Annotated in this window: 27 protein-coding genes, 1 tRNA gene and 1 pseudogene; 15 read left to right on the forward strand and 14 right to left on the reverse strand. The window is 72.4% G+C overall.

All coding sequences use genetic code 11. The features are described from left to right. Positions 1-7 precede the first annotated feature (7 nt). From AMK26_RS21750 to AMK26_RS21770, 5 genes are all read right to left on the reverse strand, one after another. Positions 8-562: a SigE family RNA polymerase sigma factor gene (locus tag AMK26_RS21750; protein ID WP_073756403.1), complete on the reverse strand. Its 555-nt coding sequence runs from the start codon at positions 560-562 to the stop codon at positions 8-10. Positions 563-687: 125 nt separating this feature from the next. Next, positions 688-1,863: a lipid-transfer protein gene (locus AMK26_RS21755; protein ID WP_073756404.1), complete on the reverse strand. Its 1,176-nt coding sequence runs from the start codon at positions 1,861-1,863 to the stop codon at positions 688-690. Continuing rightward, entirely contained in the window at positions 1,860-2,255 is a 396-nt protein-coding gene (locus AMK26_RS21760) for a MaoC family dehydratase (RefSeq protein ID WP_107421020.1), read from the reverse strand. The genes AMK26_RS21755 and AMK26_RS21760 overlap by 4 nt, the downstream gene beginning before the upstream one ends. Next, the gene (locus AMK26_RS21765; RefSeq protein ID WP_073756405.1) at positions 2,252-3,151 is read right to left on the reverse strand and encodes a bifunctional MaoC family dehydratase N-terminal/OB-fold nucleic acid binding domain-containing protein; all 900 of its coding nucleotides are present in this window, start codon (positions 3,149-3,151) and stop codon (positions 2,252-2,254) included. The genes AMK26_RS21760 and AMK26_RS21765 overlap by 4 nt, the downstream gene beginning before the upstream one ends. A 144-nt stretch (positions 3,152-3,295) precedes the next feature. Then, positions 3,296-3,601, reverse strand: coding sequence for a hypothetical protein (locus AMK26_RS21770; RefSeq protein WP_073756406.1), 306 nt, complete (start codon positions 3,599-3,601; stop codon positions 3,296-3,298). A 331-nt stretch (positions 3,602-3,932) separates the two neighbouring features. Between AMK26_RS21770 and AMK26_RS21775 the strand changes: the two genes are divergently transcribed. Next, positions 3,933-4,808 (forward strand): bifunctional DNA primase/polymerase, encoded by an 876-nt coding sequence (locus AMK26_RS21775; protein WP_073756407.1) that lies wholly within the window; start codon positions 3,933-3,935, stop codon positions 4,806-4,808. Here AMK26_RS21775 and AMK26_RS21780 read toward each other — a convergent pair. Then, positions 4,768-5,403 carry a LysE family transporter gene (locus AMK26_RS21780; protein ID WP_073756408.1) on the reverse strand — a complete coding sequence of 212 codons (636 nt, stop codon included), beginning with the start codon at positions 5,401-5,403 and terminating at the stop codon, positions 4,768-4,770. The genes AMK26_RS21775 and AMK26_RS21780 overlap by 41 nt on opposite strands. Positions 5,404-5,764: 361 nt before the next feature. On the opposite strand from AMK26_RS21780, the gene AMK26_RS21785 reads away from it, so the two are divergent. Together AMK26_RS21785 and AMK26_RS21790 are read left to right on the forward strand one after the other, a co-directional pair. Beyond that, on the forward strand, positions 5,765-6,262 hold the full coding sequence (locus AMK26_RS21785; protein ID WP_073756409.1) for a hypothetical protein: 498 nt from the start codon (positions 5,765-5,767) through the stop codon (positions 6,260-6,262). Beyond that, positions 6,259-6,564: a transcriptional regulator gene (locus AMK26_RS21790; RefSeq protein ID WP_073756410.1), complete on the forward strand. Its 306-nt coding sequence runs from the start codon at positions 6,259-6,261 to the stop codon at positions 6,562-6,564. Before AMK26_RS21785 ends, AMK26_RS21790 begins: the two co-directional genes overlap by 4 nt. Before the next feature lie 82 nt (positions 6,565-6,646). Here the strand turns inward: AMK26_RS21790 and AMK26_RS21795 are convergent. Continuing rightward, positions 6,647-6,868 (reverse strand): annotated as a pseudogene (locus AMK26_RS21795) (VOC family protein); the annotation flags it as partial. A gap of 41 nt (positions 6,869-6,909) precedes the next feature. Then, positions 6,910-7,128: a hypothetical protein gene (locus AMK26_RS21800; RefSeq protein WP_073756411.1), complete on the reverse strand. Its 219-nt coding sequence runs from the start codon at positions 7,126-7,128 to the stop codon at positions 6,910-6,912. A 373-nt stretch (positions 7,129-7,501) separates the two neighbouring features. Between AMK26_RS21800 and AMK26_RS21805 the strand changes: the two genes are divergently transcribed. Next, positions 7,502-9,202 (forward strand): PA14 domain-containing protein, encoded by a 1,701-nt coding sequence (locus AMK26_RS21805; RefSeq protein ID WP_107421021.1) that lies wholly within the window; start codon positions 7,502-7,504, stop codon positions 9,200-9,202. A gap of 75 nt (positions 9,203-9,277) precedes the next feature. Here the strand turns inward: AMK26_RS21805 and AMK26_RS21810 are convergent. From AMK26_RS21810 to AMK26_RS21820, 3 genes are all read right to left on the reverse strand, one after another. Then, positions 9,278-9,362 (reverse strand) — tRNA-Ser (locus AMK26_RS21810). Positions 9,363-9,429: 67 nt separating this feature from the next. Further along, entirely contained in the window at positions 9,430-9,654 is a 225-nt protein-coding gene (locus AMK26_RS21815) for a hypothetical protein (RefSeq protein WP_073756413.1), read from the reverse strand. A 69-nt stretch (positions 9,655-9,723) separates the two neighbouring features. Next, on the reverse strand, positions 9,724-11,199 hold the full coding sequence (locus AMK26_RS21820; protein WP_073756414.1) for a S1C family serine protease: 1,476 nt from the start codon (positions 11,197-11,199) through the stop codon (positions 9,724-9,726). Positions 11,200-11,376: 177 nt separating this feature from the next. Here AMK26_RS21820 and AMK26_RS21825 point away from each other — a divergent pair, with 177 nt between their 5' ends. From AMK26_RS21825 to AMK26_RS21835, 3 genes are all read left to right on the forward strand, one after another. After that, positions 11,377-12,177: a glycerophosphodiester phosphodiesterase gene (locus tag AMK26_RS21825; RefSeq protein ID WP_073756415.1), complete on the forward strand. Its 801-nt coding sequence runs from the start codon at positions 11,377-11,379 to the stop codon at positions 12,175-12,177. Positions 12,178-12,230: 53 nt separating this feature from the next. Beyond that, positions 12,231-12,851, forward strand: coding sequence for an ATP-binding protein (locus AMK26_RS21830; RefSeq protein ID WP_073756416.1), 621 nt, complete (start codon positions 12,231-12,233; stop codon positions 12,849-12,851). Between the two features lie 325 nt (positions 12,852-13,176). Then, entirely contained in the window at positions 13,177-14,151 is a 975-nt protein-coding gene (locus AMK26_RS21835) for a DUF5926 family protein (protein ID WP_073756417.1), read from the forward strand. Between the two features lie 222 nt (positions 14,152-14,373). Here AMK26_RS21835 and AMK26_RS38585 read toward each other — a convergent pair whose 3' ends face one another. Both AMK26_RS38585 and AMK26_RS21845 read right to left on the reverse strand, forming a co-directional pair. Further along, a complete protein-coding gene (locus tag AMK26_RS38585; RefSeq protein WP_338015591.1) occupies positions 14,374-14,733 on the reverse strand; it encodes a hypothetical protein in 360 nt (119 codons plus the stop codon). A 421-nt stretch (positions 14,734-15,154) separates the two neighbouring features. Continuing rightward, positions 15,155-15,838 carry a bifunctional DNA primase/polymerase gene (locus AMK26_RS21845; protein ID WP_073757042.1) on the reverse strand — a complete coding sequence of 228 codons (684 nt, stop codon included), beginning with the start codon at positions 15,836-15,838 and terminating at the stop codon, positions 15,155-15,157. A gap of 504 nt (positions 15,839-16,342) precedes the next feature. Here AMK26_RS21845 and AMK26_RS21850 point away from each other — a divergent pair. Both AMK26_RS21850 and AMK26_RS21855 read left to right on the forward strand, forming a co-directional pair. Then, positions 16,343-17,857 carry a PP2C family protein-serine/threonine phosphatase gene (locus tag AMK26_RS21850; RefSeq protein WP_073756419.1) on the forward strand — a complete coding sequence of 505 codons (1,515 nt, stop codon included), beginning with the start codon at positions 16,343-16,345 and terminating at the stop codon, positions 17,855-17,857. A 79-nt stretch (positions 17,858-17,936) separates the two neighbouring features. Then, positions 17,937-19,400: an aminopeptidase P family protein gene (locus tag AMK26_RS21855; RefSeq protein ID WP_073756420.1), complete on the forward strand. Its 1,464-nt coding sequence runs from the start codon at positions 17,937-17,939 to the stop codon at positions 19,398-19,400. A gap of 63 nt (positions 19,401-19,463) precedes the next feature. Here AMK26_RS21855 and AMK26_RS21860 read toward each other — a convergent pair whose 3' ends face one another. Further along, positions 19,464-19,916, reverse strand: coding sequence for an ATP-binding protein (locus tag AMK26_RS21860; protein ID WP_073756421.1), 453 nt, complete (start codon positions 19,914-19,916; stop codon positions 19,464-19,466). Positions 19,917-20,150: 234 nt separating this feature from the next. Between AMK26_RS21860 and AMK26_RS21865 the strand changes: the two genes are divergently transcribed. From AMK26_RS21865 to efeB, 6 genes are all read left to right on the forward strand, one after another. Beyond that, on the forward strand, positions 20,151-20,951 hold the full coding sequence (locus tag AMK26_RS21865) for a hypothetical protein (protein ID WP_073756422.1): 801 nt from the start codon (positions 20,151-20,153) through the stop codon (positions 20,949-20,951). A gap of 88 nt (positions 20,952-21,039) precedes the next feature. Beyond that, positions 21,040-21,762 (forward strand): YcnI family copper-binding membrane protein, encoded by a 723-nt coding sequence (locus AMK26_RS21870; RefSeq protein ID WP_073756423.1) that lies wholly within the window; start codon positions 21,040-21,042, stop codon positions 21,760-21,762. 35 nt (positions 21,763-21,797) lie between these two features. Beyond that, entirely contained in the window at positions 21,798-22,481 is a 684-nt protein-coding gene (locus AMK26_RS21875; RefSeq protein WP_073756424.1) for an SCO family protein, read from the forward strand. Further along, complete coding sequence (locus tag AMK26_RS21880; protein ID WP_073756425.1) at positions 22,478-22,936, forward strand: copper chaperone PCu(A)C; 459 nt, start codon at positions 22,478-22,480, stop codon at positions 22,934-22,936. Before AMK26_RS21875 ends, AMK26_RS21880 begins: the two co-directional genes overlap by 4 nt. 22 nt (positions 22,937-22,958) lie before the next feature. Then, positions 22,959-24,863: a copper resistance CopC/CopD family protein gene (locus AMK26_RS21885; RefSeq protein WP_073756426.1), complete on the forward strand. Its 1,905-nt coding sequence runs from the start codon at positions 22,959-22,961 to the stop codon at positions 24,861-24,863. 15 nt (positions 24,864-24,878) lie between these two features. Beyond that, positions 24,879-26,120, forward strand: a complete 1,242-nt coding sequence (efeB, locus tag AMK26_RS21890; RefSeq protein WP_073757043.1) for an iron uptake transporter deferrochelatase/peroxidase subunit — start codon at positions 24,879-24,881, stop codon at positions 26,118-26,120. Positions 26,121-26,128 lie beyond the last annotated feature (8 nt).

Raw genomic sequence — 26,128 nt, forward strand, 5'->3', positions numbered from 1 at the left:
GCGCGGCTCACCGTACGGGGGACAGCTCCGGGTCCTCGCGGAGCTTGCCGAGCGCTCGCGAGACGGCGCTCTTGACCGTGCCGACGGAGACCCCGAGCACCTCCGCCGTCTGCGCCTCGCTGAGGTCCTCGTAGTACCGGAGCACCACCATGGCCCGCTGGCGGTCCGGCAGCTTCGTCACCGCGCGCCACATCGCGTCGCGCAGCGCCTGCTGCTCGGCCGGGTCGGGCTCGGGCAGCCCGAGCGGCTCGGGCAGCTCCTCGCACGCGAACTCGTCGACCTTGCGCTTGCGCCACTGCGAGGTACGGGTGTTCAGCAGGGCACGGCGTACGTACCCGTCGAGCGCGCGGTGGTCCTCGATGCGCCCCCAGGCGACGTACGTCTTGGCGAGGGCGGTCTGCAGCAGGTCCTCGGCGTCGCACGGGTTGGCGGTCAGCGACCGGGCGGTGCGCAGCAGCACGGGCCCCCGGGCCCGTACGTACGACGAGAACGACGGGTAGGGGGCGGGCCCGGTGGCGGCTGTGGAGGCCCCGGTGCAGACGGTGCCGGCGGTCGCGGTCATAGGTCCACGCTATGAGCGGGCATGACACCGGCGGATCGGCCACAGGTGCCGAACCGGGGTCCGCCTCAGGTTGTAGGGGGGTGGCCCGCCGCACCTCCTGGAGGTGGAGAGCCGGGGGCGGACGCTCAGGGCCGGGCGTCCTGGACGCCCAGGACCAGGCCGGAGGTGGGTACGCCGGTGCCGGCCGTGACCAGGGCCGTGGCCGCGCCGGGCACCTGGTTCACCGACGTACCGCGCAGCTGGCGGACGGCTTCGGCGATGCCGTTCATGCCGTGCAGGTACGCCTCGCCGAGCTGGCCGCCGTGGGTGTTGAGGGGCAGGGCGTCGGCGGCGACGAAGTCCGCGCCCTCCCCGGGGGCGCAGAAGCCGAACTCCTCCAGCTGCATGAGCACGAAGGGCGTGAAGTGGTCGTAGAGGATGCCGACGTCGATGTCGGCGGGACGGAGGCCGGACGTCCGCCACAGCTGGCGGGCGACGACGCCCGTCTCGGGCAGGCCGGTGAGGTCGTCGCGGTAGAAGCTGGTCATCGCCTCCTGCCGACGGCCCGCGCCCTGCGCGGCGGCGAGGATCACGGCGGGCGGGTGGCGCAGGTCGCAGGCGCGCTCGGGGGTGGTGACGACGAGCGCCTGGCCGCCGTCGGTCTCCTGGCAGCAGTCGAGGAGCCGCAGCGGCTCGGCGATCCAGCGGGAGGCGGCGTGGTCGGCGAGGGTGATGGGCTTGCCGTGGAAGTACGCGGCCGGGTTGCGGGCGGCGTGGCGGCGGGCGGTGACGGCGACGTGGCCGAAGGCGTCGGGGGTGAGGCCGTAGGTGTGGAGGTAGCGCTGGGCGGCCATGGCGACCCAGGAGGCCGGGGTGAGCAGCCCGAACGGCAGCTGCCAGCCGAGCGCGGCTCCTTCGGCGGTCGGCTCGCGGTGCTGGACGCCGGCGCCGAACCGGCGGCCGGAGCGTTCGTTGAAGGCGCGGTAGCAGACGACGACGTCCGCGACGCCCGTGGCGACGGCGAGGGCGGCCTGCTGGACGGTGGCGCAGGCGGCGCCGCCGCCGTAGTGGATGCGGGAGAAGAACGACAGCTCGCCGATGCCGGTCGCCTGGGCGACGGTGATCTCGGGGCTGGTGTCCATGGTGAAGGTGACCAGGCCGTCGACGTCGGCGGGGGTGAGCCCGGCGTCGTCGAGGGCGGCGCGCACCGCCTCGACGGCGAGCTTCAGCTCGCTGCGGCCGGAGTCCTTGGAGAACTCGGTCGCGCCGATCCCGGCGATGGCGGCCCGGCCGCCGAGCGTGTCGGCCCTGCGTACGCTCATTCCTGGACCTCCCGGGGGACGGTCACCGTCACCGTGCCCGTGACGTGGTTGCCGAGCCCGTTCGCCCCGACGATCCGTACGGTGGCCGTGTCCCCGTCCACGTCGGTCACCGTCCCGGTCAGCGTCATCGTGTCGCCGGGGTGGTTGGGCGCGCCGAGCCGGATGGCAACCTTGCGGAGGCGGGCGCGGGGGCCGGCGTGGTCGGTGACGTACCGGCCGACGAGGCCGTTCGTGGTCAGGATGTTCATGAAGATGTCGGGGGAGCCCTTCTCCTTGGCGAGCTCCGGGTCGTGGTGGACGTCCTGGTAGTCGCGGGAGGCGATGGCGCCCGCGACGATGAGGGTGCGTGTGATCGGGATGCGCAGCGGCGGCAGTTCGTCCCCGGGCTTCACGCGGATGCGCCCCCTCGGAAGACCGGAAGCTCCAGCTCCTCGTCGACGCGGAGGAACTCCAGCCGTACGGGCATGCCGATGCGGACCTTGTCGTACGGGACGCCGGTGATGTTGCTGATCATGCGCACGCCCTCCGCCAGCTCGATGAGCCCGACCGCGTACGGGGGGTCGAAGGCCGGGAAGGACGGGTGGTGCATTACGACGTACGAGTAGACGGTGCCCTCGCCGCTCGCCGCGACCGTGTCCCACTCGGCCGAGCCGCACGCGTTGCAACCGGGCAGCCAGGGGAAGCGGAGTGTGCCGCAGCCGCCGCAGCGCTGGATGAGGAGCCGGTGCGCGGCGACGCCCTCCCAGAAGCCGGCGTTGTCGCGGTTGACGACGGGCCGGGGGCGTCTGCCGCTGGGCTTCCTGGCCGGCGCGTACTTCAGGATCCGGAAGCGGTGCGTACCCACCAGGTCTCCGCCCGTCCGGACGTCCGTCCGCGTGGTGACGAAGTACCCCGTCCCCAGCTTGGTGGTCTTGCGCGCGGACACGGACTCGATCACCGCGTCGAAGGTGACGGTGTCCCCGGGGCGCAGGTCCCGTACGTATTCCTGCTCGCAGTCGGTGGCGACCACGGAGGTGCAGCCGGCGTCGTCGAGGAGCGTCAGCAGCTCGTCGTACGCGCCGGATCGGCCGGTGTGCCGGTGCCCGGACAGGCCGCCCATGGTCCACACCTGGAGCATGGTGGGCGGGGCGATGGCGTCGGGTCCTTCGGCGTACGCGGGGTGGGTGTCGCCCATCGCCTCGCACCAGTGCCTGATCATGGGCGCGTTGACCGGGTCCTTGCCGACGCCGCCGGTGGTGGCCGCCCGGCCTTCGTACGTCTTCAGCCGCTCGTACAGCTCGTCCGTCACAGTTTCTGACTGTCCGTCAGTTCTGGAGCGGCTGTCAAGGCCGGGGACGACGGACGGCCTGTACGCCGGTACCGGAGTACCGCCGCACAGGCCGCCGTTCACCTCGTCCCCATGACCCCCCGCGGGCCGGGCCGGTGGCCGGCCCTACCAGAGAGGAAAGAAGGTCACCGAGGGGGTGCTCTGGCCGATGGCCGTGAATCCGGTGCCGTTCACGCTCGCGGTGTTGTTCTGGTTGGAGGCGCCGCCGCCGTTGGCCACCTGCTGGCCGGTGGTCGAGTTGCCAGCGTCGACGCCGCCGACACCGCCGCCGGCGATCGAGGCCACGGACGCGATCGATCCGTTGTCCGCGAAACCGCCGTTGTCGGCGTGCGCCACCCCCGCGAAGAGGCCTGCGGCCAGGGGCAGTGCGGCGACGGCGGCGATGACGCGGGCGGTACGGATGCTTGCCATGTGAGTCCTCCAGAAACCACTACGGAAGTGCGTACGGAAGTACGGCTTGTTCCCAGGCAGTTGGCCGACCGCTCCGGGCGAGTTCTCGACGTCGTGGTTCAAGAGTTGCCCACCGAATCCCCGGCGAACCAGCCCGGAGTACCCATTTCCCCCGCACGCGTGAGGACAAGTCGATAAACCCCCTTCGCGCCGTCAAAACCGCAGCTCAGGGAGTAATCGGCCATCGGAGCGGGGCCGGGGGCCGCCCCACTCAAGAGAAAAACCGTTCCGGCACATTTTCAGCCAATCTCCCCCTCTTCCTTTATTCGAACTTCCGTACGAACATGGATCCATGGCCGCTACAGACCGGCGAACCGCGACCCTGGCCCTGGCCCACGCACTGTCCGCCGCCGAGCGCGGGCTGCCCGTCATCCCCCTGTCACCGACCAAGCTCCCCGCCCTGCCCTCCCCGCACCGGAACGCGCCCGGGCCTCCGGTCCCCTGCCGCGGTGAGTGCGGCCTGCCCGGACACGGCGTCCATGACGCGACCGCCGACCCCGCCGCCGTACGCGCCCTGTTCGCCCTCGCGCCCTGGGCGACCGGTTACGGCGTCGCCTGCGGACGCCCGCCGCACCGTCTGATCGGCGTCGACCTCGACACCTCCCCGGCGGTCCTCCAACGGCTCGCCGCAGAACGGGGGTTCACGATCCCGGACACGTTCACCGTCCTCACGCCCAGCGGCGGACGCCACCTGTGGCTGACCGGCCCGCCCGACGTCGTCGTCCCCAACTCCGCCGGCCGCCTCGCCCCCGGCATCGACATCCGCGGCGCCGGCGGCTACCTGGTCGGCCCGGGCTCGGTCACCGCCCGGGGCGCCTACCGCCCGGCCCCCGGCACCGCGGCCCTGGCACCGGCCCCGTGCCCGCCGGCCCTGCTCCGGCTCCTGACGCCCCCGGCACCGCCTCGTACCCCCAGGCCGACGCGCACGCCACGCGGCGGCCGGGCCCTGGTCCACTTCGTCCTGGCCGCCCGGCAGGGCCAGCGCAACGCCCGCCTGTTCTGGGCGGCCTGCCGGGCGTACGAGAACGGCATCGGCGACGCCCTCGCGGACACCCTCACCGACGCCGCCGTACGCACCGGCCTCACCGCCCGCGAGGCCCGCGCCACCATCGCCTCCGCCGCCCGCCTCACGGCGCCGAGAGCAGCAGGTGGGCGGCGAGCGCGATGATCAGGCCACTGGAGGCCAGAGCGGTGACGAGCCGCCCGCGCCTGCCGGTCAGCACCCTGCCGAGCAGCGCGCCGCCCCCGGCCAGCAGCAACTGCCAGCTGGCGGACGCGAGGAAGGCGGCGGCAACGAACACGCCCTGCTCGAGCGCGCCCGGAGCCTCGGCGGCATGGCTGCTCCCGATCACGAGCGCGGCGAAGTAGATCACGGTCATGGGGTTCAGCACCGTGATCCCCAGCAGCCCCAGGTACGCCCGCAGGGGCCCGACCGGCGCCCGATCGTCCCGTGCCGCAGCCTGCCGCTCGCGGTACTGCCTGATCGCCATGGCCCCGCTGCGAACCGCCAGCCCCACCAGCACCACGACCGACCCCCACCGCAGCGGCACCATGACGGGCTGCAGGAAGGGCATCAGCGCGGCGCCCCCGACGGCGGCGACCAGCGCGTACAGCCCGTCGGCCGTCGCCACCCCGAGCGCGGCACACGCCCCGACCCGCAACGACGTCCGCGCGGTGAGCGCCACGAGATACGCCCCCACGGCCCCCACCGGCATGGCGATCCCGTACCCGGCGAGCAGCCCCGCGACCAGCGCGCCGGTCATGGGCGCGCCACGGCCGGCCTCTGACGTGACGTCAGCGGCAGGACGGCATGGACAGGGGAAGCCATGCCCGGATACTTCCGCCGCCCCAACCACCCGGGCAACGCATTTTCCCTACGCGCTGTCCAGGACGCTGCCGACGAAGCTCGCCACCCGGTGCCTCACCTTGTGCCAGCGGTTGCAGTACTGCTGCGGAAACCAACGGCGGTTCTGACGGAGCGGCCGGTGACATGACCTGCACAGCACGGTCCGGCCCTGACTGGCGAAATCCCCCATGCCGCAAGCCTAGTGCGCGACGACGACACTTTCCATCCCGGCAAGTTTCCACTTGCCGGGATGGAAACCCACCCCTACTGTTTCCACCATGGAAACCAACGGGGATGTCATCCGGCCGACCGCACAGCAGGCCCTCGCCGCCCTGGCCGACACCGAACAGGTCCGCGCCTCCATCAACGCCGTGTCCGCCACTCCATGGCCACGCTGGTTCACCGCCGCGCTCACCCTGTTCATAGCCGCCATACCGCCCGTCTACGGCGGCACCCTCGCCCGTCCCCAGTGGCTGCTGCCGCACATGGCCTGGAGTGCCATCCTGCTGGCGCTGACGGCGGCGTACCTGGTGCTGTTCGCCGTCGCCGCCGCCAACTGGCGCAAGAAGACCGGCGTGGCACTCCGCCTCGACCTCCTGCCCAAGCGCGTCACCGTGCCCCTCGCGACCGGACTGCCCACCCTGCTGCTCGGCTCGGCCTTCGTCTTCCGCGCCACCGGCGAGCCGTTGTGGCTGTTCGCCGCCTCCGCCATCGGCATGGCGGTATCGATCGCCTTCCACCTGGTCTTCGTCCGCCTGCACCGGAAGGCCTCATGAACGACTCCGCCGCCGACCCCATGGACGGCTTCGACACCACCATCCACGCCCCCAACCGGCTGCGCATCTGCGCCGTGCTGGACACCGCCGGCGAGGCCGAATTCGCCACGGTCCAGCGTCAGCTCGGCGTCTCCGCCTCCGTACTGAGCAAACACGTCACCGTGCTCGTGGACGCCGGCTACGTCGAGCAGCGCAGGGCCGTACGCGACACCCGCCAACGCGTCTGGCTCCGCCTGACCCGCCCCGGCCGCGACGCCTACCACGCCCACCTCGCCGCCCTCCGCGCCATCGTCGGAACCTAGCGCGGGCGGACGGACAGGCCCCGGCGCCCGCGGCGGCCGTCCGCCGGGGCCACGCCCTCACCAGGGGTGCGGGAGAAGGCCGTCAGCGATGGCCCAGCACGTTGACCACCCGACCGCCGGGGTCGCGGACGAAGAACCGCCGCACGCCCCACTCCTCGTCCTGCAAGGGGTGAACGATCTCCGCACCGCTCTCCCGCATGACCGCAGGAGCCGCGTCCACGTCGTCCACCTCGACGCTCATGTCGGGGGTGACCGGCGCGGTCCTGTCGCTGGTCATCACGCTGATCTGCGCTGCCGGGACGGACGACGGCACGTCCGTCGCCGCACACGCTTCCGGAACGCGCCCTATATCCCTATGCCGAGCAGGGCCACCTCAAGGGGGAGGGCCGGCCGTGCCGGAAGAGCGGGCGGCTCCTGGCCACGCCCCGTGTGCGTGGCCGGGACGACACGCAGAGCCTTGACCCCGTCGGCGGCCCACAGCGCGTCCGTCGGCGGCAGCGACAGCGTCACACGTCGCCCATCGCTCAGGGTGGTCTCAAGCTCCGCCGGGTCGTTCGCCCGCATGGCAACTCCCTCTCGTGGATACGGCACGCGCACCATGGGCAACGAGCCTCACCATGAAGGACGGTCGGGCAAGCGAAGAGGTTCCCGTGAGCACGCGGGGCGCGGGTCCTCGCCGCCGCCCTCGAGGACCGCATCGTGGGCGCGATCGGACCCATGGAGCACGGTCAGCCGCCCTGGTACCGGGCCTTCGCGCGGCACCAGGGTTCGCCGGGGGGGGCCGCGGTAGCCGTTGCCCCGGCCTGTGGGGCATCAGGAACCCGGTGCCCGGGAAAGTGCCTGGGGCGGGGGCAACCCTGTCGGCGCTTCGGGGGTCACACAGGAGTCTCTTGTTGCACCTGCTTCACTCGGTCCGGAAAGGGCCCCACCTTCTGTGATGACTCGTACCCGCGTGGGATCGCTGGCCTTGACGGCCGCTCTCGCCACGATCGGCGGTGTGCTGACCGCCGCCAGTCCTGCGTCCGCCGCTGTCACCTGTACTTCCCCGGTGTGGACGGCGCGGTACTACGCCAACACCTCCTTCAGCGGCACGCCCAAGCTGACCGCCTGCGACGCGGCGATCTCCGAGAACTACGGCCTCGGCGACCCGGCCGGCGTGACCCTGCCCAGCGACAACTTCTCCATTCGCTGGTCCCTCACCCGCGACTTCGGCTCCGGCGGCCCCTTCACCTTCAACGCCGCCTCACAGGACGGCATCCGCGTCTACGTCGACGGCGTACGCAAAATCGACCTCTGGCGCAACGTCACCACCACGGCGCGCAAAACCCTCGACCTCACCATCCCCGCCGGCAAGCACACCCTCCGCGTCGACTACGTCGCCTGGACCGGCAACGCCAACGTCGCCTTCACCTACGCACCCCGCACCTCCGCCACCGTCGACACCGTCAAACCCCTCGCCCCCACCGGCCTGACCGCCACCTACGACCGGGCGACCGCGAAGACCACCCTGCGCTGGGCCGCCAACAAGGAAATGGACCTCGCCGGCTACCGCGTCTACCGCCGCCTGAACACCACCACAACCTGGGCGAAGATCAGCGGCACCACACTGCTGACCTCCCGGTCCTACGTCGACGCACCGCCCGCCACCGGCCAGACCTACCTCTACGAGATCCGCGCCGTCGACAAGGCAGGCCGCGAATCCACCGGAAGCACCGACGTGACGGCGACGACCGTCGACCGCACCGCACCGGCGGCGCCGGGCGGGCTGACGGCGACCGACGGGAAGGGCGGCCTCCAGCTCGCGTGGCAGCCGGTCGCCGGTGCGACGACGTACACCGTCTTCCGGCAGCAGCAGACCGCAACCGGAGACCCGGCAGCCCCAGTGACCCAGGTCGCCACGGTGACCTCGCCCTCCTGGACCGACACGGCTGCCGCCGAGCGCACGGGCTACACGTACGACGTCTCCGCCACCGACGCGGCCGGCAACACCTCGGCGACGCGGACCTCGGTGTCCGCCACCCGCGGCGACCACGCGCCCGCACCGGCCACGAACGTGACGGCGGTGTACGAGCCGCGCAACGGCATCGTCGTCAGCTGGACCCCCTCCACGAGCGACGACGTCGTCCGGTACCACCTGTACCGCGACGGTCGTCTGTACCGGGACCTGGTCCACACCAGCACCTACACAGACATGACGGTCAGGTACGGCTCCACGTACACCTACACGGTGGTCGCCGTGGACAAGGCGGACAACCAGTCCCCCGTATCCGGGTCGGCCTCCGCCACCACCGACGGCGACCTCGTCGCCCCGGCGGCCGTCACCGGTCTGAAGGCAACGGCGCGCCAGGACGGCGTGTTTCTGGAGTGGGCGCCGAACACGGAGCCCGACCTCAAGCGGTACGAGGTCTTCAAGGCCGAGAAGTACGACGACGGCGAGGGCGGCGTCTACTGGCTCGCGCACCGCGTCGAGTACCTCGGCGAGGAGACCACCTCGTTCCTCCACGGCAGTGCGGCGGACGGCGAGACCGTGATGTATGCCGTGATCGCCGTGGACGACTGGGGCAACCAGCTCCGCGGGGAGGACGAGAGCGTGAACTGGGTCGAGGTCACCGAACTCGGTACCCCGGCCGCGGACTGACACCGTCCGCCCACGACGAAGGGGTGCCCCGGACCGGGGCACCCCTTCTGGTCAGCGCCTTCTCCGACCTGCAAGCGGTGGGTGTGGGATTTGAACCCACGGTGACTCGCGCCACGACGGTTTTCAAGACCGTTCCCTTAGGCCGCTCGGGCAACCCACCCTCGCCCCGTCGACTGCTGCTGCGGAGCGGCTACAGCCTACCGGTTGAGGGATGGGCGGCGGGCGGGTCAGGGGGGTGACTCGGCCCAGACCGCGGGGCCGCCGCCCTGCCAGTGGATGAGGTGGGTGGTGGCCACGTCGTCCGGGCTCAGTTCCAGGCCCACGCCGCTCAGGAGGTCGACCAGGTCGGCGACGCTGTGGGCGAGGCCGAGGGGCTTGCCGTCGACGTGGACGCTGCGGCCGCCGGAGGGGTTCGGCGGGGAGACGGTCACGGGCGGGCGGTTGGCGGTCATGGACCCACTGTGGGCCCGTACCCGGCTCCGGGCACGCCGGGAGACGGGTACGGGTGACTCGTCCGTCCGCTAGTCGCCCTTGCGCTCGCCCAGGGTGACGTCCACCGTCGACGCCTTGCCGCCCCGTTCGTAGGTGAGGGTGACCTTGTCGCCCGGCTTGTGGGTCCAGATCTCGCTGATCAGGGTCGGGCCGCTGTCGATCGTCCGGTCGCCGAACTTGGTGATCACGTCGCCCGGCTTGAGGCCGGCCTTCGCGGCGGGGCCGTTCGGGAGGACGGCAGGGGTGCCGCCCTCGCCCTGGTCGGCGATGCGGGCGCCTTCGCCCTCCTCGGTCATGTTCACCGTGGCGCCGATCACCGGGTAGACCGGCTTGCCCGTCTTGATCAGCTGGTCGGCGACGCTCTTCGCCTGGTTGATCGGGATGGCGAAGCCGAGGCCGATGGAGCCCGCCTGCGACTGGCCGAGGCCGCCGCTGCCGGCCGACTGGATGGCGGAGTTGATGCCGATCACCGCGCCGCGGGCGTCGAGGAGCGGGCCGCCGGAGTTGCCCGGGTTGATCGAGGCGTCGGTCTGCAGGGCGCTCATGTACGAGTTGCGGCCGGCGCCGCTGCCGTCGCCGGAGGCGACCGGGCGGTTCTTGGCGCTGATGATGCCGGTGGTGACGGTGTTGGACAGGCCGAACGGCGCGCCGATCGCGATCGTCGAGTCGCCGACCACCACCTTGTCGGAGTTGCCCAGGGGGAGTGGGGCGAGGCCCGACGGGGCGTTCTTGAGCTTCAGTACGGCGACGTCGTAGCCCTGGGCCCGGCCCACGACCTCGGCGTCGTACGTCTTGCCGTTGGAGAACGTCGCGGACAGGGTGCCGCCCTCCGCCGCCGAGGCCACCACGTGGTTGTTGGTGAGGATGTGGCCTTCCTTGTCGTACACGAAGCCGGTGCCCGTGCCGCCCTCGCCCCCACCCTCGCGCTCCGAGGCGCCCGACTTGGCCTCGATGGTGACGACGCTCGGCAGGGCCTTGTTCGCCACGGCGGCGATCGTGCCGGGCTCCCGCTCGAAGTCCGCCGGCGCCTCGCCCGCGGCGACGGTCGTCGAGCTGGTCGACCCGTCGTTGCGCTCGGCCGCCCAGTACCCGATACCGCCGCCGATGCCGCCCGCGAGCAGTGCGGCCGCCAGGACGGCGGAGACCAGCCCGCCGCCGGAACGTTTGCGCGGCGGATCGCCGGCCGGCGGGAGCGGTGCGCCCCAGGTGGGTGGGGGTGGCGGCGGGGTCGGCCAGCCGGCACCGGCGGGCGGGGCGGGGTGCGGGGCGGGGTGCGGGGCCTGGGCCGGGTACGGTGCCGGGGCCGGGTGCTCGGTAGGCGCCGGGTCCGGGGCTGCGGGCGCGGGCGTGTGGCCGGGAAGCGGAGGTACGTGGGGCGGCTTCGGCTCCCGGGGCGCCGCGTCGTGGGCGTCCTCCGCCGGCACGGACGAAGAGGGCGGCGCGGGAGGTGTGGACGGGGCGGAGGGGGCGGACGGGACCGCGTTGCCCTCGTTCTCAGTGCTCACGGCTCGTTCTCCTCGGGGTTCCACGTCGTCTACGTAGCAGGGGGTGTCTGTGGTCAGCTTTTCCCACAGCCCGTCAGGCCACTGTAAGCCGGAGCTGTGCGTCTTCGGGCCATCCTTTATTTCCGGCAAATCAGACGCCTGTCGAAGAGGGCCGAACAGCGGTGGCACCATGTCGCGGTGACCCACGCACGGCAGCACACGATCCAGGTCGTCGCCCACCGAGGCGCCTCCGAGGACGCGCCCGAGCACACCCTCGCCGCGTACATGAAGGCGATCGAGGACGGCGCCGACGCGCTCGAATGCGACGTACGGCTCACCGCCGACGGCCACCTCGTCTGCGTCCACGACCGTCGCGTCAACCGCACCTCCAACGGCCGCGGCGCCGTCTCCACCCTGGAGCTGGCCGACCTCGCCCAGTTGGACTTCGGCGGCTGGAAGGACGCGAACGAGAGCCCGGACTGGGGCGACCCCGAGTACACCTCCGTACTCACCCTCGAACGGCTGCTCGGGCTCGTGGCCGACGCCGGGCGGCGCATCGAACTCGCCATCGAGACCAAGCACCCCACCCGCTGGGCCGGTCAGGTCGAGGCGCGGCTGGTGGAGCTGCTGGAGCGGTTCGGGCTGACCCGGCCGCGGACCGGGACGACCACCCCCGTACGGATCATGAGCTTCTCCGCCCGCTCGCTGCACCGTGTCGCCGCCGCGGCGCCCGCCGTGCCGACCGTGTACCTGATGCAGTTCATCACCCCGCGCGTGCGCGACGGGCGGCTGCCCGCCGGGTCCCGGATCGCCGGGCCCTCCATCCGGATCGTCCGCAACCACCCGGGCTACATCGCCCGCCTCCACCGGGCCGGACACCGTGTCCACGTCTGGACGGTGAACGAGCCGGAGGACGTCGAGCTGTGCGCGCGGCTCGGAGTGGAGGCGATCATCACCAATCGCCCCAAACAGGTCCTGTCCCAATTGGGCCGCCTTTAACACCCGTTACAGGGAGTGCTCCGGCGCGTTCGCCCCGTACGCGGCCGTGTCGAGTGCGTCACCACACACGGATTGGCCGGTTTCCGGTCCAGTCCATTGGGGCATCCACACCGTGGCGTGGGGCAAAGGAGGTCTCGGGGGTGGCGTTGGTGGTGGCACAGGAGGTGCCCACGTCGTCGAGCATGGCCGTTCCCCATGGCCCTGCGGGCGTGGGACAGGCGAGACACCGGATGCGGGAGCAGCTCCGCCGCAGCGGTATGGCCGAATCGGTCGTCGACGATGCCGTACTGGTCCTTTCCGAACTGCTCAGCAATTCCTGCCGGCACGGCAGGCCACTGGGCCGGGGGGTGGAGGTCGGTGACGGTGACGTCCGCGCCGCCTGGCGCGTCGACAAGCACGGCGCCCTGACCGTCGAGGTGACGGACGGGGGTGGTCCGACCCGCCCGGTTCCGGCCACGCCCTCGGTGACCGCGCGTGGCGGCCGGGGGCTGAACATCATCAGCGCGCTCGCCCAGGACTGGGGCGTACGCGACAGCGCGTCCGGCGAGGTGACGGTCTGGGTGATCCTCACGGCAGGCCACCGGCGCGACGACTTCGCTACGCGCGTCACGGGTCCGGGCTTCGACTTCCTCAATACGTACGAGGCGTACGACGCGTACGAGGACGTCGACTGAGCCCGCCCGGTCACCCCGGAACCGGGTCGGCGGGCGGCCCGGCGGCGAGGCGTCGCCGCGCTGGACATGGAGAGCCCGCCGCCCGCTGACGTCGCGGGCGGGATCCCGCGGAGGATGCGGGCCGCCCAGGACGTCGGCCGGCGCCCCGGGTGTCGGCCGCGACGTCCCGGACCTCCGGCGCGGCGAGCCCGGGGACGCGCGCCGCGGCTCGGCCCCACCGTGCGCGGCGGCGGCCGGACGTGGGTGGCCCGGGCGGGGGCTGCGGGGGGCTAGGCTCGCGGCCGACACAGCACTGCCGCACAGCCGTTACGGGAGAAGTCAGACCATGGGCAAGAAGCGTCCCCAGACCAAGGCCGGGAAGCCGCAGGCGCAGCTGAACGAGGGCGAGATCCCGGTCGTCGGGGCCCGCGAGCCCTGCCCCTGCGGCTCGGGCCGCCGCTACAAGGCGTGCCACGGCCGGGCGGCCGCGCACGCGGTGACCGAGCTGGTCCAGCGGCCGTTCGAGGGTCTGCCCGGTGAGTGCGACTGGGTCGCCCTGCGCGAGCTGGTCCCCGCCGCGACCGCGCCGCTCCACCTCAAGGGCGGCCTGCCCGAGGGCGTACCGTCCGTGACGCTCGCGACCGTCCTGCCCATGGCGTGGCCCGCGCTGCGCCGCGACGACGGCTCCGTCCTGCTCGCGCTCCAGAACGACACGTCCTCCGGCGACCTCAGCCGGGACCTGGCCGACACCCTCCAGCGCGCGCTGACCGCGAAGCCGGGCACGCCCGTGGGCGCCCAGAGGGTGCCGGCGGACGGGCCGCGCCTTCAGGACCTGCTGGACCTGGACGCCGGTTTCGAGCCGGTCGTCCACTCGGGCTTCGAGTTCTGGGTGCCGGACTCCGAGCAGAGCGCGTCGCCCGACGTGGCCGCCTCCCTGGAGCGCGCCAACGCCGCCGCCATCCCGACCGTCAAGCTGTCCGGCGTGGACGCCGCGTACTGGTGCGAGACGCCCGAGAAGAACCACCTGCGCTGGGTCATGCCGCACCCCGAGGAGCAGCTGCTCGACGCGCTGGCCCGGCTGCACGCCACCGGTACGTCGTCGCTCGGCGAGGGCACCCGGCTGGTCGGCTCGTTCCGCGCGCACGGCCTGATGGTGCCGGTGTGGGACCTGCCGACCGGGATGGGCGCGAAGGAGTGCGAGCAGCCGGCCGCCGAGTTCGCCGAGCGGCTCGCGGGCGCGCTGGCCGTCGACGCGCCGCTGACGGCGGAGGAGCGCCGGGCCCGCGGCGGGCTCACCAACCGCCAGGTCACCCTCAGCTGACCCCACTATCAGGGGGCGGTGCCGGCCCACATCCCGACCGGTCGGTGACTTCCGCCACAATGGTCCGTACCCGAGGGTAAATTCCTGTCCGAATAACTGAGATCGAATTTGCGAACAGCAGATCTCTTGTTACGGTGCTTGAAGCCCGGTCGCTGGTGCATCCCCCGTCGCCAGCGACCGGGCCCTTCAATTCTCTCGGAAGAAGATCCTCCGGCTCTGCCCTCAACCGGCCGCCGGATCGGGCGAGTTGCTCCCCGAGCGCAGCAGCAGCGCACTTTCCCCGCTCTCCGCGAACTCCGCCACCGCCGTGTATTCGGCGGAAGTCCCGCGCGACGGCTCTCTGGGTGTCTCGCACACGCCCGGCTCATCCTCCGCCCGCACGGCGCAATGCGCTTGTACGGTGCGCCCGCCGGGGCCCATCAAGGTGAGTACGGCTCCGAGCGCCGTGCCCGTGGCGTTGCGGTAGTACGTCCGCGCCCAGGTGTCCCGCCCCTCGGTCAGTACGCACGTCTGCGCCTCGACCCCGCCCGGCGAGGCCACCTCCGGCCCGCAGCGCGCCAGGCTGCTCGCGCCGGAGGGCATCGGGGAGGGGGAGATCCCGTCCCGAACATCGGACGGAACCACGGGCTGCACAGCGGACGGAACATCGGACGGACCACCGGACCGCGCAACGGACCGCGCAAGGGACGGGGCATCGATTCCAGCCAGAAGTTCCGGCGCCTCCGCCGGACCGGCCGGGGCACCGGGTCTCCCGGCCGGTCCGGCGGAGGCGGCCGGTGACAGCAGCGCGGCGAGCACCACCACGGCCCCGAGCCCGATCATGCGGAGATTCATGGGGACCCCACCTGCCAACTGCCTGGGAATTCTTGACGGTGGGGCGACGATATCGACGGAAAGCGAAGGCTCTCGGAGCCGCGCGCCCAATTCCCGTACAACTCAGCCCCGCTCACACCCGTACGAGTGACATACGGGTGACAGCGGGGCCGGAAGCCGATGGAGGGCGTCAGTAGCGCAGCCGGCTGCCGCCGTCCGGCGCGCTCGTGCTCGCCTCGACCAGCGCGTCCACGACCGCCTCCACGTCCGGCAGCCACGGCGTCGCCGACCCGGCGAGCGGCGCGCGTTCCCAGCGCACCTGCCCCGTTCCGGTGTCCGACGGCGGCAGCACCAGATAGCCGCCCTCCCCGTGGAACCGCAGGGAGCTGGGCACGCAGTCCTTGACGTACAGCAGCTCGCCGAGCTGTTCGAGGGTGTACGGGGCCACCAGCAGGGACCACCGGGTGGGCGTCGCCACCACCGGGCCGAGCCGCATCTCCATCCGGTCCAGCACGGTCAGCGCCCGCGCCGCCGCGACGCAGGGCAGGCTGACCGCGCACGGTGCGCGGCCTCCGGTGGCGAGCACGACCGGGGCGTCCGGGCGGTTGGTCCACCACCAGCGCACCATGCGCTCGTCGGTGGAGGCCGCGAGCAGGCCGGGGTCGAAGGGGTGTGCGCCGGGTACGACGCACTCGGGGTCGGGACAGGCACAGCCGCGTTCCCGGTCACCGCGGCCCCCGGCCGGCTTGAGTCCCACGCCGGGGAGTACGGGCCAGTGCCACTCGGTGGCGCACAGGAGCGCCGCATCCAGGTGGGCAGGCCTCCTCTTGCGCCGGAACCGGAGCCTGCGTCGCCTTCCGAGGATCTCGCGCATGAGCGCTCGTTCCTTTCCGTTGAACGCCGAGGTCATCCACATCACAACAGGTGTGCGTCACTTCACTGTGCGTACGGGCCGGCCCCTCTTCGCCTGCGGCAAGCAACACCGCGGGGGCCGCCGATCGTGGGCCGGGCCGGGGCCCGGGCCGACTGTCCGTCCATTAAACGCGTGGCGAGGGGTGGCGCGCCCATGGCGCGCTCTGGCTGTCCCGCTTGTTGCGCTGTTCTCTTTCCCCGCCACTCGGGGATGGGGCGCGGCCTTCGGAGTCAAGGACGCAAGGGTTCCCCGCCGGGTTCCGGGTTCGCCCCAACTGCCCCCGGCCGACACCGTTTACGTACCCTGCCCGCTCGGAACGACGCCCCCTCGGACCGCGCCTGCCGACGCCGCCTTTGGGGGGTGCCCCTTTTCGAACGGGGCTCAGTCGACCGCAAATCCTGTCCATGGGGGGCATTTTTGAGCCAAGTTACGGCTCACGTAAATACCGCGCGCCCTCCCGTGACAATGCTGGACATCCCCTTACTTGTGCGTGTACATGTGGATGCAGTGACAGCGGCGCAGATTGACATGGGGGTTTGCGATGCTATCCAGCGAAACGCACCCGTCGAAGAGCCGGCTGCCATGAACGCCCCTCACCTGCCGAAAGTGGCTGGAATCGATCCAACCGTTCCGGCGCCCGCGCACACTGCGGCGCCCCTTCCGGGCCTCCCGACGCCTCCGGTCGCGCCCGGCGCGATGATCCAGGACAAGCTCGCGGGCTGGGTTTCTGATCTGACCACGCTGCACGAACTCACCGAACGCCTCACCCGTACGGGCACCCTCGACGACGCCCTCCAGGAGCTGCTGCGCGCCGGCGCCGCGCTCGTCGGCGCCCGCCGCGGCATGGTGGTCCTCGAACCGGCCGACGGCCTCGGCCCCACCACCACCCTCGGGCTGGGCCTCGCGCACGCCGACCTCGGCACCATCGAGACCGTGCCGCGCAGCGCCACCTCCTACGGCCGCATCCTGGAGGACGCCCCCGAGGGGGACCTCAAGGACGGCGTCCTTCCGCCGCCCGGCCCCGTCGCCGTGCCCGACCTGTTCGCCGACGAGGGCCTCGACCCGCGCCACCGGGAGGTCGCCGCCCGGCTCGGCTACGCCGCCAGTTACGCCGTGCCCCTCGCCACCCGGGCGGCCGGCCGGCTCGGCGCCGCCGTCTGGCTGTACGACGAGCCCGCCGAACCGACCGAGGGGCGGCGCCACCTCGTCGGCCTCTACGGGCAGTACGCCTCCGAGCACCTGGCCCGGCTCCTGGAGCTGGAGCGGGGCCGCGCCCGGCTGGCCACCCTCACCGAGGAGCTGCTGCCGAGCCGGCTGCCGCGCGTCCCGGGCGTCCAGCTCGCCGCCCGGCACCGCACCGGGCCGCGGGGCGGCGGCGACTGGTACGACGCGCTGCCGCTGCCGGAAGGCGCGCTCGGCATGGCGGTCGGGTCGGTGTCCGGGTCGGGGCCGAGCGCGCTGGCCGCGATGGGGCGGCTGCGGGCCTCCCTGCGGGCGTACGCCGTGATGGAGGGCGAGGACCCCGTCGCCGTACTCTCCGACCTGGAGCTGCTGCTGCGGCTCACCGAACCGGCCCGCTCGGCCACCGCGCTCTTCGCGTACGCCGAGCCCGCCCAGAGGAAGGTCGTCCTGGCCGGGGCCGGGCACACGCCGCCGCTGATCGTGGGCGAGCGGCGCACCGAGTACGTCGAGACGTCGCTGTCGGCGCCGCTGGGGATGCTCGCCTGCTGGGAGGCGCCGAGCGTGGAGCTCGCCCCCGAGCCCGGAGAAACGGTGCTCCTCTACACGGACGGGCTGCTGCGGCGTACCGGGGACTCCATGGACCGGGCCTTCGCACGGCTGCACGCGGCCGCGGCGACCGTCTCCAAGGCGGACCGGTCGGATCCGGGCGCGATCGCCGATCACGTCCTGCGGACGGTGCTGCCGGCGGACGGGTCGGGGGACGAGGACGTGGTGATGCTGGCCGCGCGCTTCGAGTGACGTAAGGCCCTGGGGGCGGCGTCCGCTCGACCGTACGATGGGGCAAGGTCGAGTGTCGTACTAACCAGGAGGCGGACCCGTGGCCGAAGAGCTCACGCCGGCGACCCCGGAAGAGTCTGAAGAGCCCATCAAGCAGCGCAAGAACGGCCTGTACCCGGGTGTGTCCGACGAGCTCGCGGAGAACATGAAGTCCGGCTGGGCCGACACCGAGCTGCACGGCCTGGAGCCCATCCCCCAGGCCGCCCACACCGCCGCCCGCCGCGCCGCGCTGTCCGCGCGCTTCCCCGGCGAGCGGCTCGTCATCCCCTCGGGCAACCTGAAGACCCGGTCCAACGACACGGAGTACGCCTTCCGGCCGTCGACCGAGTACGCGTACCTCACCGGTGACCACACCCACGACAGCGTCCTGGTGCTGGAGCCGAAGAAGGACGGCGGCCACGAGGCGACGGTCTACCTGCTGCCGCGCTCCAACCGGGAGAACGGCGAGTTCTGGCTGGACGGCCAGGGCGAGCTGTGGGTGGGCCGCCGGCACTCCCTCGCCGAGGCGGAGCAGCTGCTCGGCATCCCGGCCAAGGACGTGCGGGAGCTGGCGAAGCACCTCAGCGAGGCGACCGGCCCGGTGCGCAACGTGCGCGGGCACGACGCGGGGATCGAGGCGGCCCTGACCGACAAGGTCACCGCCGAGCGCGACGAGGAACTGCGGGTGTACCTCTCCGAGGCGCGCCTGGTGAAGGACGACTTCGAGATCGGCGAGCTGCAGCGGGCGTGCGACTCGACGGCGCGCGGCTTCGAGGACGTCGTACGCGTCCTCGACAGGGCCGAGGCGACCAGCGAGCGGTACATCGAGGGCACCTTCTTCCTGCGGGCCCGCGTCGAGGGCAACGACATCGGCTACGGCTCCATCTGCGCGGCCGGCCCGCACGCCACGACCCTGCACTGGGTGCGCAACGACGGCCCGGTGCGCGCGGGCGAGCTGCTGCTGCTGGACGCGGGCGTGGAGACGACGACGCTGTACACGGCGGACGTGACGCGGACCCTGCCCATCAACGGCCGCTTCACCGACCTCCAGCGCAAGATCTACGACGCCGTGTACGACGCGCAGGAGGCGGGTATCGCGGCGGTGAAGCCGGGTGCCAGGTACCGCGACTTCCACGACGCCGCGCAGCGGGTGCTGACCGAGCGGCTGGTCTCATGGGGCCTGCTCGGGGACATGGACGTGGAGAAGGTCCTGGAGCTGGGCCTCCAGCGCCGCTGGACCCTGCACGGCACCGGTCACATGCTGGGCATGGACGTCCACGACTGCGCGGCCGCGCGGACCGAGACGTACGTGGACGGCGTCCTGGAGCCGGGCATGTGCCTGACCGTCGAGCCGGGCCTGTACTTCCAGGCGGACGACCTGACCGTGCCGGAGGAGTACCGCGGCATCGGCGTCCGGATCGAGGACGACATCCTGGTCACGGAGGACGGCAACCGGAACCTGTCGGCCGCGCTGCCGCGCCGGTCGGACGAGGTCGAGGCGTGGATGGCCGGCCTGAAGGGCTGACGCCTGCCGATACGGACGCCAAGGCCCCTCGCCGGTACGCCGGCGGGGGGCCTTCCCCTTGCGTCACGACGCCACGAGCGGAGCGTCCGTACGCCACTTGACGATCTTGTCGAAGCTCACCACCGCGCCGCCCCGCCCCGATCTGTTCCCGAAGTGGACGTGGTCGGCCAGCTCCTCGATGAGGCGCAGGCCCCGTCCGTTCTCGGCCTCCGGGGCGGGTCTGCGGACGGTCGTCACGGGGCCCGCGGGGAAACCCGGGCCCGAGTCCGCCACTTCGATGCGGCACTTCTCGCCGTCCAGATACGCGGTCACCCGGTACTCCGCGGACACGTCCCCGGTCTCTGTCCGTCCGCCGTGCTCCACCGCGTTGGCGCAGGCTTCGGTGAGGGCGAGCGACAGGTCGTAGGAGATCTCGGGGTCGACGCCCGCGGTCTCCATGGTGCCGAGGAGGAGGCGACGGGCGAGCGGAACGCTCGCAGCCTCGCGCCGCAAATGGAGAGACCACCAGATGCTCATGCTCCAGCCTCCTGGCTGCGGCTCGACATACCGTTACGTATTGCCCCCACTTGTGAGTCGTAAGCGCCGGGTTGACGCCGCAGCCCCCGTTCGGCGGATATGCGTAGCCCGGACGCCGGTGTATGTCGGCGTGTGTCGGACCCTGTCGGGGCCTTGCGGACTCCGGTGGCGAAACAGTGACCTTCCGGACCTGCCGTGTGGACGGGATCGGCGCAGTGCGATGATGGCCCGGCCATGTCTGCCCCTTCCGCTGGTCCGCGGCTGCTGAGGGCCGCGGTGTTCACCGCGGTCTGCCTCGTGCTGTCCGGACTGGGACATGTCCTCGCGGCCTGCGAGACCGTCCCGTGGTGGACGCTGGCCCTCGGGTTCCTCGGTGTCTTCGCGGTGACCGTGCCGTTCGCCGGGCGCGAACGGTCGCTTCCGGTGATCGCCACGGCGCTGGCCGGCGGCCAGCTCGCGCTGCACGTTCTGTTCGGGCTCGGGCAGCGGCAGCACCTCACCGTGAGCATCGGCGACCAGGCGGACGACGCGCTGATCCGGATGGCTGCCAAACTGGTGTGCGGCGCGGGCGCTGCGTCGCTGAGCCCGGTCGACGCGCACCGGATCGTCACCCGTGCCGGACTGGACCCGGCCGCCGCGAGCGCCGGACACGCGGGCCACGCCGGGCATCTCGCCGAGCCCGCCGCCGGGCTGTGGCCCAGCCTCCCCATGGTCCTCGGGCACCTGCTGGCCGCCCTCGCGACCGGCTGGCTGCTGCGGCGCGGCGATCTCGCGCTGAGCGGGCTGGCCGAGCTGGGCCGGCGGTCGGCGCAGGGCGCCACCGAGCTCGCCGAAGGAGCGCTCGTACGCTCGCTGCGCGCCGCCCTCCTCCTCGTACGCGCCCTGCTGGCCGGGCTGCCCGCGCTGCCCTCGGGCGGGCCCGGGCCGGCGCGTACCGATGACGACCCTCCGTCGCCCACCACGGTGGACGCACTCCAGCACACGGTGATCAGGCGGGGCCCGCCGGCCGTATCCCTCTGCGTGCTCGCAGCCTGACACGGCCCGCTCGACAGGAGTGGCGCCGTGATGCGCCCCTGCGCATACGTTCGTTCACTTTCCTGCGCTTTGTGGAGTGTGTTCCGTCATGAACGTTTCTTCCCGTATCGCCCTGGCCGGCGGCGTCGCCGTCTCCTCCGTCGTCCTGCTCTCCGGTACCGCCTTCGCGCACGTCAGCGTGCAGCCGCAGGGCGAGGCCGCCAAGGGCGGGTACGCCACGGTGAACTTCAAGGTCCCCAACGAGCGCGACAACGCCTCGACCGTGAAGCTCGAAGTCACCCTGCCCGCCGACACCCCGATGGCCTCCGTCATGCCGCAGCCCGTCCCGGGGTGGACGGTCTCGGTCGAGAAGGCCAAGCTCGCCAAGCCGCTCGAGGTGCACGGCGAGAAGATCACCGAGGCCCCCTCCAAGATCACCTGGACGGCGGCCGGTTCGAAGATCGGCCCCGGGCAGTTCCAGCAGTTCCCGGTCTCGCTCGGGCAGCTCCCCGAGAACGCCGACCAGCTCGTCTTCAAGGCCCTCCAGACGTACGACAACAAGGAGGTCGTGCGCTGGATCGAGGAGCCCAAGGACGGCGCTCCCGAGCCCCAGACCCCCGCGCCCGTCCTGACGCTGTCCGCTGCCAAGGACGACCACCACGGCGGCGGCACCGCTGCCGAGGCGGACGACAAGGCCCACGGTACGAAGGACCGCGCCGCGGCCGCCGACTCCTCTGACACCACCGCCCGCGTCCTCGGTGTCGTCGGCATCCTGGTCGGCGCCGCCGGTGTCGCCTTCGGCGTCCTGGCCGGGCGCCGCCGCTCGGCCTGACGGCCGCCTCCCTGAAACTCCGAGAAAGACATCCCATGCACCTCCAGAAGACTCACGAGGGGGCCCGGCCGCGCCGCCGCACCCCGCTGCTCGCGGCGGCGCTCGTCGCCGTGACGGCACTCACCCTGTCCGCGTGCGGCGGCGAGGCCACCTCCACCCCCGGCGTGTCCGTCGAGGCGACGCCGGAGAAGGCCGGGACCGTACTGGACCGGCCCTTCGAGAAGCCCAACCTCGTCCTGACGGACACCAAGGGCCGGCCGTACGACCTCCGGGAGCGGACCAAGGGCAAGCCGACGCTGATCTACTTCGGCTACACGCACTGCCCCGACGTCTGCCCCCTGACCATGAGCAACATCGCCCTGGCCCGCAAGAAGCTGCCCAAGGCGGACCAGGACAGGCTCCAGGTCGTCTTCGTCACCACCGATCCCGAGCGGGACACCTCCGCCGAGCTCGCCAAGTGGCTGCCCGGCGCCGGTGACCCGTCCTTCATCGGCCTCACCGGCGACTTCCCGACCATCCAGGCGGGCGCGCGCCAGATCGGCATCGGCATCGACCCGCCGAAGAAGGAGAAGGACGGCTCGGTCGTCTCCATGCACGGCGCCCAGGTGATCGCGTTCTCGCCCAGGACGGACCAGGGCTATGTCGTGTACGGCGAGGACACCAGCGCCGAGGAGTACGCGAAGGACCTGCCGAAGATCGTCAAGGGGGAGAACCCGTGACCCGCCGCACCACCCTGACCGCCCTGTCCACCGCCGTGGCCCTCGCCGGGGCCATGGCGCTGGGCGGGTGCTCGTCCACCACGAGCGGGCCCGAGCTGAAGGTCGGCGGGGCGTTCATGCCGCAGCCCGTGGGCGACATGGCGGGCGGCTTCCTGACCGTCACCAACTCGGGCGACGCGGCGGACAAGCTCACGTCGGTCACCAGCCCGCTCTCCGACGACGTCCAGATCCACGAGACCAAGGACCAGAAGATGCGGCAGGTGCAGTCCTTCGACATCCCTGCCAACGGTGAGCTGAGACTCGAACGCGGCGGCAGCCACATCATGTTCATGGCCATCAAGAAGCAGCCGAAGCAGGGCGAGAAGGTGCGGATAGAGCTGCACTTCGAGAAGTCCGGGCCGATCACGGTCGACCTGCCGGTGGAAGCCGCCACCCACAACCCGTCGAAGCACTAGGCACTTGGGGGACTGACACACCATGACGGCCACCGCCCCGCGCTTCGGGACCACGTATGTGCTTCAGCTGCTGGTCATCACCGCCGCGCTGCTCGGGACCGTGCTCTCCGGCACGGCGAGCGCGCACGCCGCGCTGACCGGCAGCGACCCGAAGGACGGGGCGGTGGTCGCCACCGCGCCCAAGGGCGTCACGCTCACCTTCTCCGAACAGGTCGCCATGGGGGACGACTCCATCCGCGTCCTGGAACCGAGCGGCAAGCGCGCCGACACGGGCGAGCTGCGGAACCTGTGCGCCGGGGCGGTCGTCAAGTACGGCGTGTTCCTGCACGCCGGGCTGCCGGACGGCACGTACACCGTCGCGTGGCGCGCCATCTCCGCCGACAGCCATCCCATCTCCGGCGCGTTCACCTTCTCTATTGGCGCCCCGTCGCAGACGACCGTCGCGCTGCCGGAGGAGGAGGTGGGCGGCGGAGTCGTCGGGGTGCTGTACGGGATCGCGCGGTACGTCTCGTACGGCGGTTTCATCCTGCTGGTGGGCGGCGCCGCGTTCGTCCTGGCGTGCTGGCCGCGCGGCGCGACCGTACGGCCGCTGCAACGGCTCGTGGTGCGCGGGTGGGTGGCGCTGACGGCGGCCACGCTGGCGCTGTTGCTGCTGCGCGCGCCGTACACCTCGTCGGGTGCGCTCGGGGACGTCTTCGACCTGGCCGCCCTCGGCCCGGTCCTGGACACCAAGACGGGTGCGGCGCTCGTCTCGCGGCTGCTGCTGCTCGGCGCGGCGGCGCTGTTCGTGGCGGTGCTCTTCGGCGCGTACACCAGGCGTGAGGAGGAGGCCGAGAAGAAGGACCTGACCTTCGGGCTCACCATCGGCGGGACGGTGGTCGCGGCCGGGATCGCCGGTACGTGGGCGCTGTCCGAGCACGCCTCGGCCGGGCTCCAGCCGGGCGTCGCGATGCCCGTCGACATCCTGCACCTGCTGGCGATGGCCACCTGGCTGGGCGGCCTGGCCGCGCTGCTGGTCGCCCTGTACCGGGAACCGTCGATCGAGCGGACGGCGGTACGGCGGTTCTCGCGGGTCGCGTTCGGCTCCGTGGTGGTGCTGGCCGCGACCGGGATCTACCAGTCGTGGCGGCAGGTCGGCTCCTGGTCGGCGCTGACCGGCACGGCGTACGGGCGGCTGCTGCTGCTGAAGGTGGGGCTGGTCGCAGTCCTGGTGGGGGTGGCGTGGGTCTCGCGGCGGTGGACGCGGCGGCTGGCGGAGTCGGCCCCCCTCCTGCCCGAAGGGGAGGAGGAAGAGGACTCCGGCGAGCCGGTCGCCGCGCCCGACGACGTACCGGAGGAGCTGTCCGAGGAGCGCGCCGCCCAGCTCGCCCGACAGCGGGCCGCCCTCGCCACCGCCCGCGAGAAGCGCGCCCGCGACGCCGACCCCAAGCGCGCCGGGCTGCGGCGTTCGGTCCTCGCCGAGGCGGCCGTCGCGGTGGTGCTGCTCGCCGTGACGACCGTACTGACGACGACCGAGCCGGGCCGTACGGAGGAGGAAGCGGGCCGTACGCAGGCGTCGTCGTCCTCGCCCGCCGTTCCGGACCGGCCGCTCGACCTGACGCTGCCGTTCGACACCGGCGGCGCCGTCAACGGCAAGGGGACGGTACGGCTCACCCTCGCCCCCGGCCGCTCGGGCGCGAACGCCATGCATGTGTGGGTGAACGGGACGAACGGGCGGCCCCTGGACGTACCCGAGCTGAAGGTGTCCTTCACCCTGGAGTCCCAGCAGATCGGCCCGCTGCCCGTCGTACCGGACCGGGTCTCGGCCGGGCACTGGACCTCGGCAGGCGTGCAGATCCCGATGCCGGGCGAGTGGAAGCTCCAGGTGACCGTCCGGACCTCCGACATCGACCAGACCACCATCGACAAGAACGTGAAGATCGGCTGACCTGACGTGAGCACCGTGAACGACCACGTGGACATCTCCAGGCGCAAGCTGCTCGGGACCGTCGGCGCGGCCGGCGCGACCGGGCTGGTGCTGGGCGCGGCCGGTGGCGCCGGCACGTACGCCGCCGCGTCCGGTTCGGAGCCCGGCGCGGCGCTGGCGACCGTCGGCTCGACCGCCGTGCCGTTCCGCGGCACGCACCAGGCGGGCATCCTCCAGCCCTTGCAGGCGCGCGGGCACCTCGTCGCCTTCGACCTGGCGCCGGGCGCGGGGCGCAAGGAGGCCGTCGCGCTGATGCGCCGCTGGTCGGCGGCGGCCGAGCTGCTGATGGCCGGCAAGCCGGTCGGCGGTGACGGGGACACGGGCGTGGCCCTGGACGCGGGTCCCTCGTCGCTGACGGTCACGTTCGGCTTCGGCGCCTCCTTCTTCGACCGTACGGGGCTGGTGGCGCGGCGCCCGTCGCAGCTGGACCCGCTGCCCGCCTTCTCGTCCGACCGGCTGGACCCTCGGCGGTCGAACGGCGACCTGTGGGTCCAGATCGGCGCCGACGACGCGCTCGTCGCCTTCCACGCGCTGCGCGCCCTCCAGAAGGAGGCGGGCGCGGCCGCGAAGGTGCGCTGGCAGATGAACGGCTTCAACCGCTCGCCGGGCGCCACCGCGCACCCGATGACCGCCCGCAACCTGATGGGCCAGGTCGACGGCACGGGCAACCCCAAGCCGTCCGAACCCGACTTCCAGGAGCGGATCTTCGTCGCGGCGGGAGGGGAGCAGCCGTGGATGACGGGCGGTTCGTACGCCGTCGTCCGCCGGATCCGGATGCTGCTCGACGACTGGGAGAAGCTCCCGCTGAAGCAGCAGGAGCGGGTGATCGGCCGCCGCAAGTCGGACGGGGCGCCGCTGACGGGCGGGACCGAGACGACGGAGCCCGACCTGGAGAAGACCGGTCCGGACGGGAAGCCGGTCATCCCGGACAACGCGCACGCGCGCATCTCTGCGCCGGAGCAGAACGGCGGTGCGGCGATGCTGCGGCGGCCGTTCTCCTTCCACGACGGGATAGGGGCGGACGGGACGCCGGACGCGGGGCTGCTGTTCATCGCCTGGCAGGCCGATCCGCTGAAGGGCTTCGTACCGGTGCAGCGGAAGCTGGACCGGGGGGACGCGCTGTCGCCGTTCGTCCGGCACGAGGCGAGCGGTCTGTTCGCCGTGCCGGGCGGGCCGGGGGAGGGCGAGTACGTGGGGCAGCGGCTGCTGGAGTCGTAAACCCGGCC

It is taken from the genome of Streptomyces sp. CB03234, assembly GCF_001905885.1.
In the GTDB taxonomy this organism is placed as follows: domain Bacteria; phylum Actinomycetota; class Actinomycetes; order Streptomycetales; family Streptomycetaceae; genus Streptomyces.

Coding starts and splice junctions, on each gene's coding strand:
- AMK26_RS21750 (WP_073756403.1), bottom strand. CDS start 562: ATGACCGCGACCGCCGGCACCGTCTGCACCGGGGCCTCCACAGCCGCC.
- AMK26_RS21755 (WP_073756404.1), bottom strand. CDS start 1,863: ATGAGCGTACGCAGGGCCGACACGCTCGGCGGCCGGGCCGCCATCGCC.
- AMK26_RS21770 (WP_073756406.1), bottom strand. CDS start 3,601: ATGGCAAGCATCCGTACCGCCCGCGTCATCGCCGCCGTCGCCGCACTG.
- AMK26_RS21775 (WP_073756407.1), top strand. CDS start 3,933: ATGGCCGCTACAGACCGGCGAACCGCGACCCTGGCCCTGGCCCACGCA.
- AMK26_RS21780 (WP_073756408.1), bottom strand. CDS start 5,403: ATGACCGGCGCGCTGGTCGCGGGGCTGCTCGCCGGGTACGGGATCGCC.
- AMK26_RS21785 (WP_073756409.1), top strand. CDS start 5,765: ATGGAAACCAACGGGGATGTCATCCGGCCGACCGCACAGCAGGCCCTC.
- AMK26_RS21790 (WP_073756410.1), top strand. CDS start 6,259: ATGAACGACTCCGCCGCCGACCCCATGGACGGCTTCGACACCACCATC.
- AMK26_RS21800 (WP_073756411.1), bottom strand. CDS start 7,128: ATGCGGGCGAACGACCCGGCGGAGCTTGAGACCACCCTGAGCGATGGG.
- AMK26_RS21805 (WP_107421021.1), top strand. CDS start 7,502: ATGACTCGTACCCGCGTGGGATCGCTGGCCTTGACGGCCGCTCTCGCC.
- AMK26_RS21815 (WP_073756413.1), bottom strand. CDS start 9,654: ATGACCGCCAACCGCCCGCCCGTGACCGTCTCCCCGCCGAACCCCTCC.
- AMK26_RS21835 (WP_073756417.1), top strand. CDS start 13,177: ATGGGCAAGAAGCGTCCCCAGACCAAGGCCGGGAAGCCGCAGGCGCAG.
- AMK26_RS38585 (WP_338015591.1), bottom strand. CDS start 14,733: ATGCCCTCCGGCGCGAGCAGCCTGGCGCGCTGCGGGCCGGAGGTGGCC.
- AMK26_RS21845 (WP_073757042.1), bottom strand. CDS start 15,838: ATGCGCGAGATCCTCGGAAGGCGACGCAGGCTCCGGTTCCGGCGCAAG.
- AMK26_RS21850 (WP_073756419.1), top strand. CDS start 16,343: ATGCTGGACATCCCCTTACTTGTGCGTGTACATGTGGATGCAGTGACA.
- AMK26_RS21860 (WP_073756421.1), bottom strand. CDS start 19,916: ATGAGCATCTGGTGGTCTCTCCATTTGCGGCGCGAGGCTGCGAGCGTT.
- AMK26_RS21865 (WP_073756422.1), top strand. CDS start 20,151: ATGTCTGCCCCTTCCGCTGGTCCGCGGCTGCTGAGGGCCGCGGTGTTC.
- AMK26_RS21870 (WP_073756423.1), top strand. CDS start 21,040: ATGAACGTTTCTTCCCGTATCGCCCTGGCCGGCGGCGTCGCCGTCTCC.
- AMK26_RS21875 (WP_073756424.1), top strand. CDS start 21,798: ATGCACCTCCAGAAGACTCACGAGGGGGCCCGGCCGCGCCGCCGCACC.
- AMK26_RS21885 (WP_073756426.1), top strand. CDS start 22,959: ATGACGGCCACCGCCCCGCGCTTCGGGACCACGTATGTGCTTCAGCTG.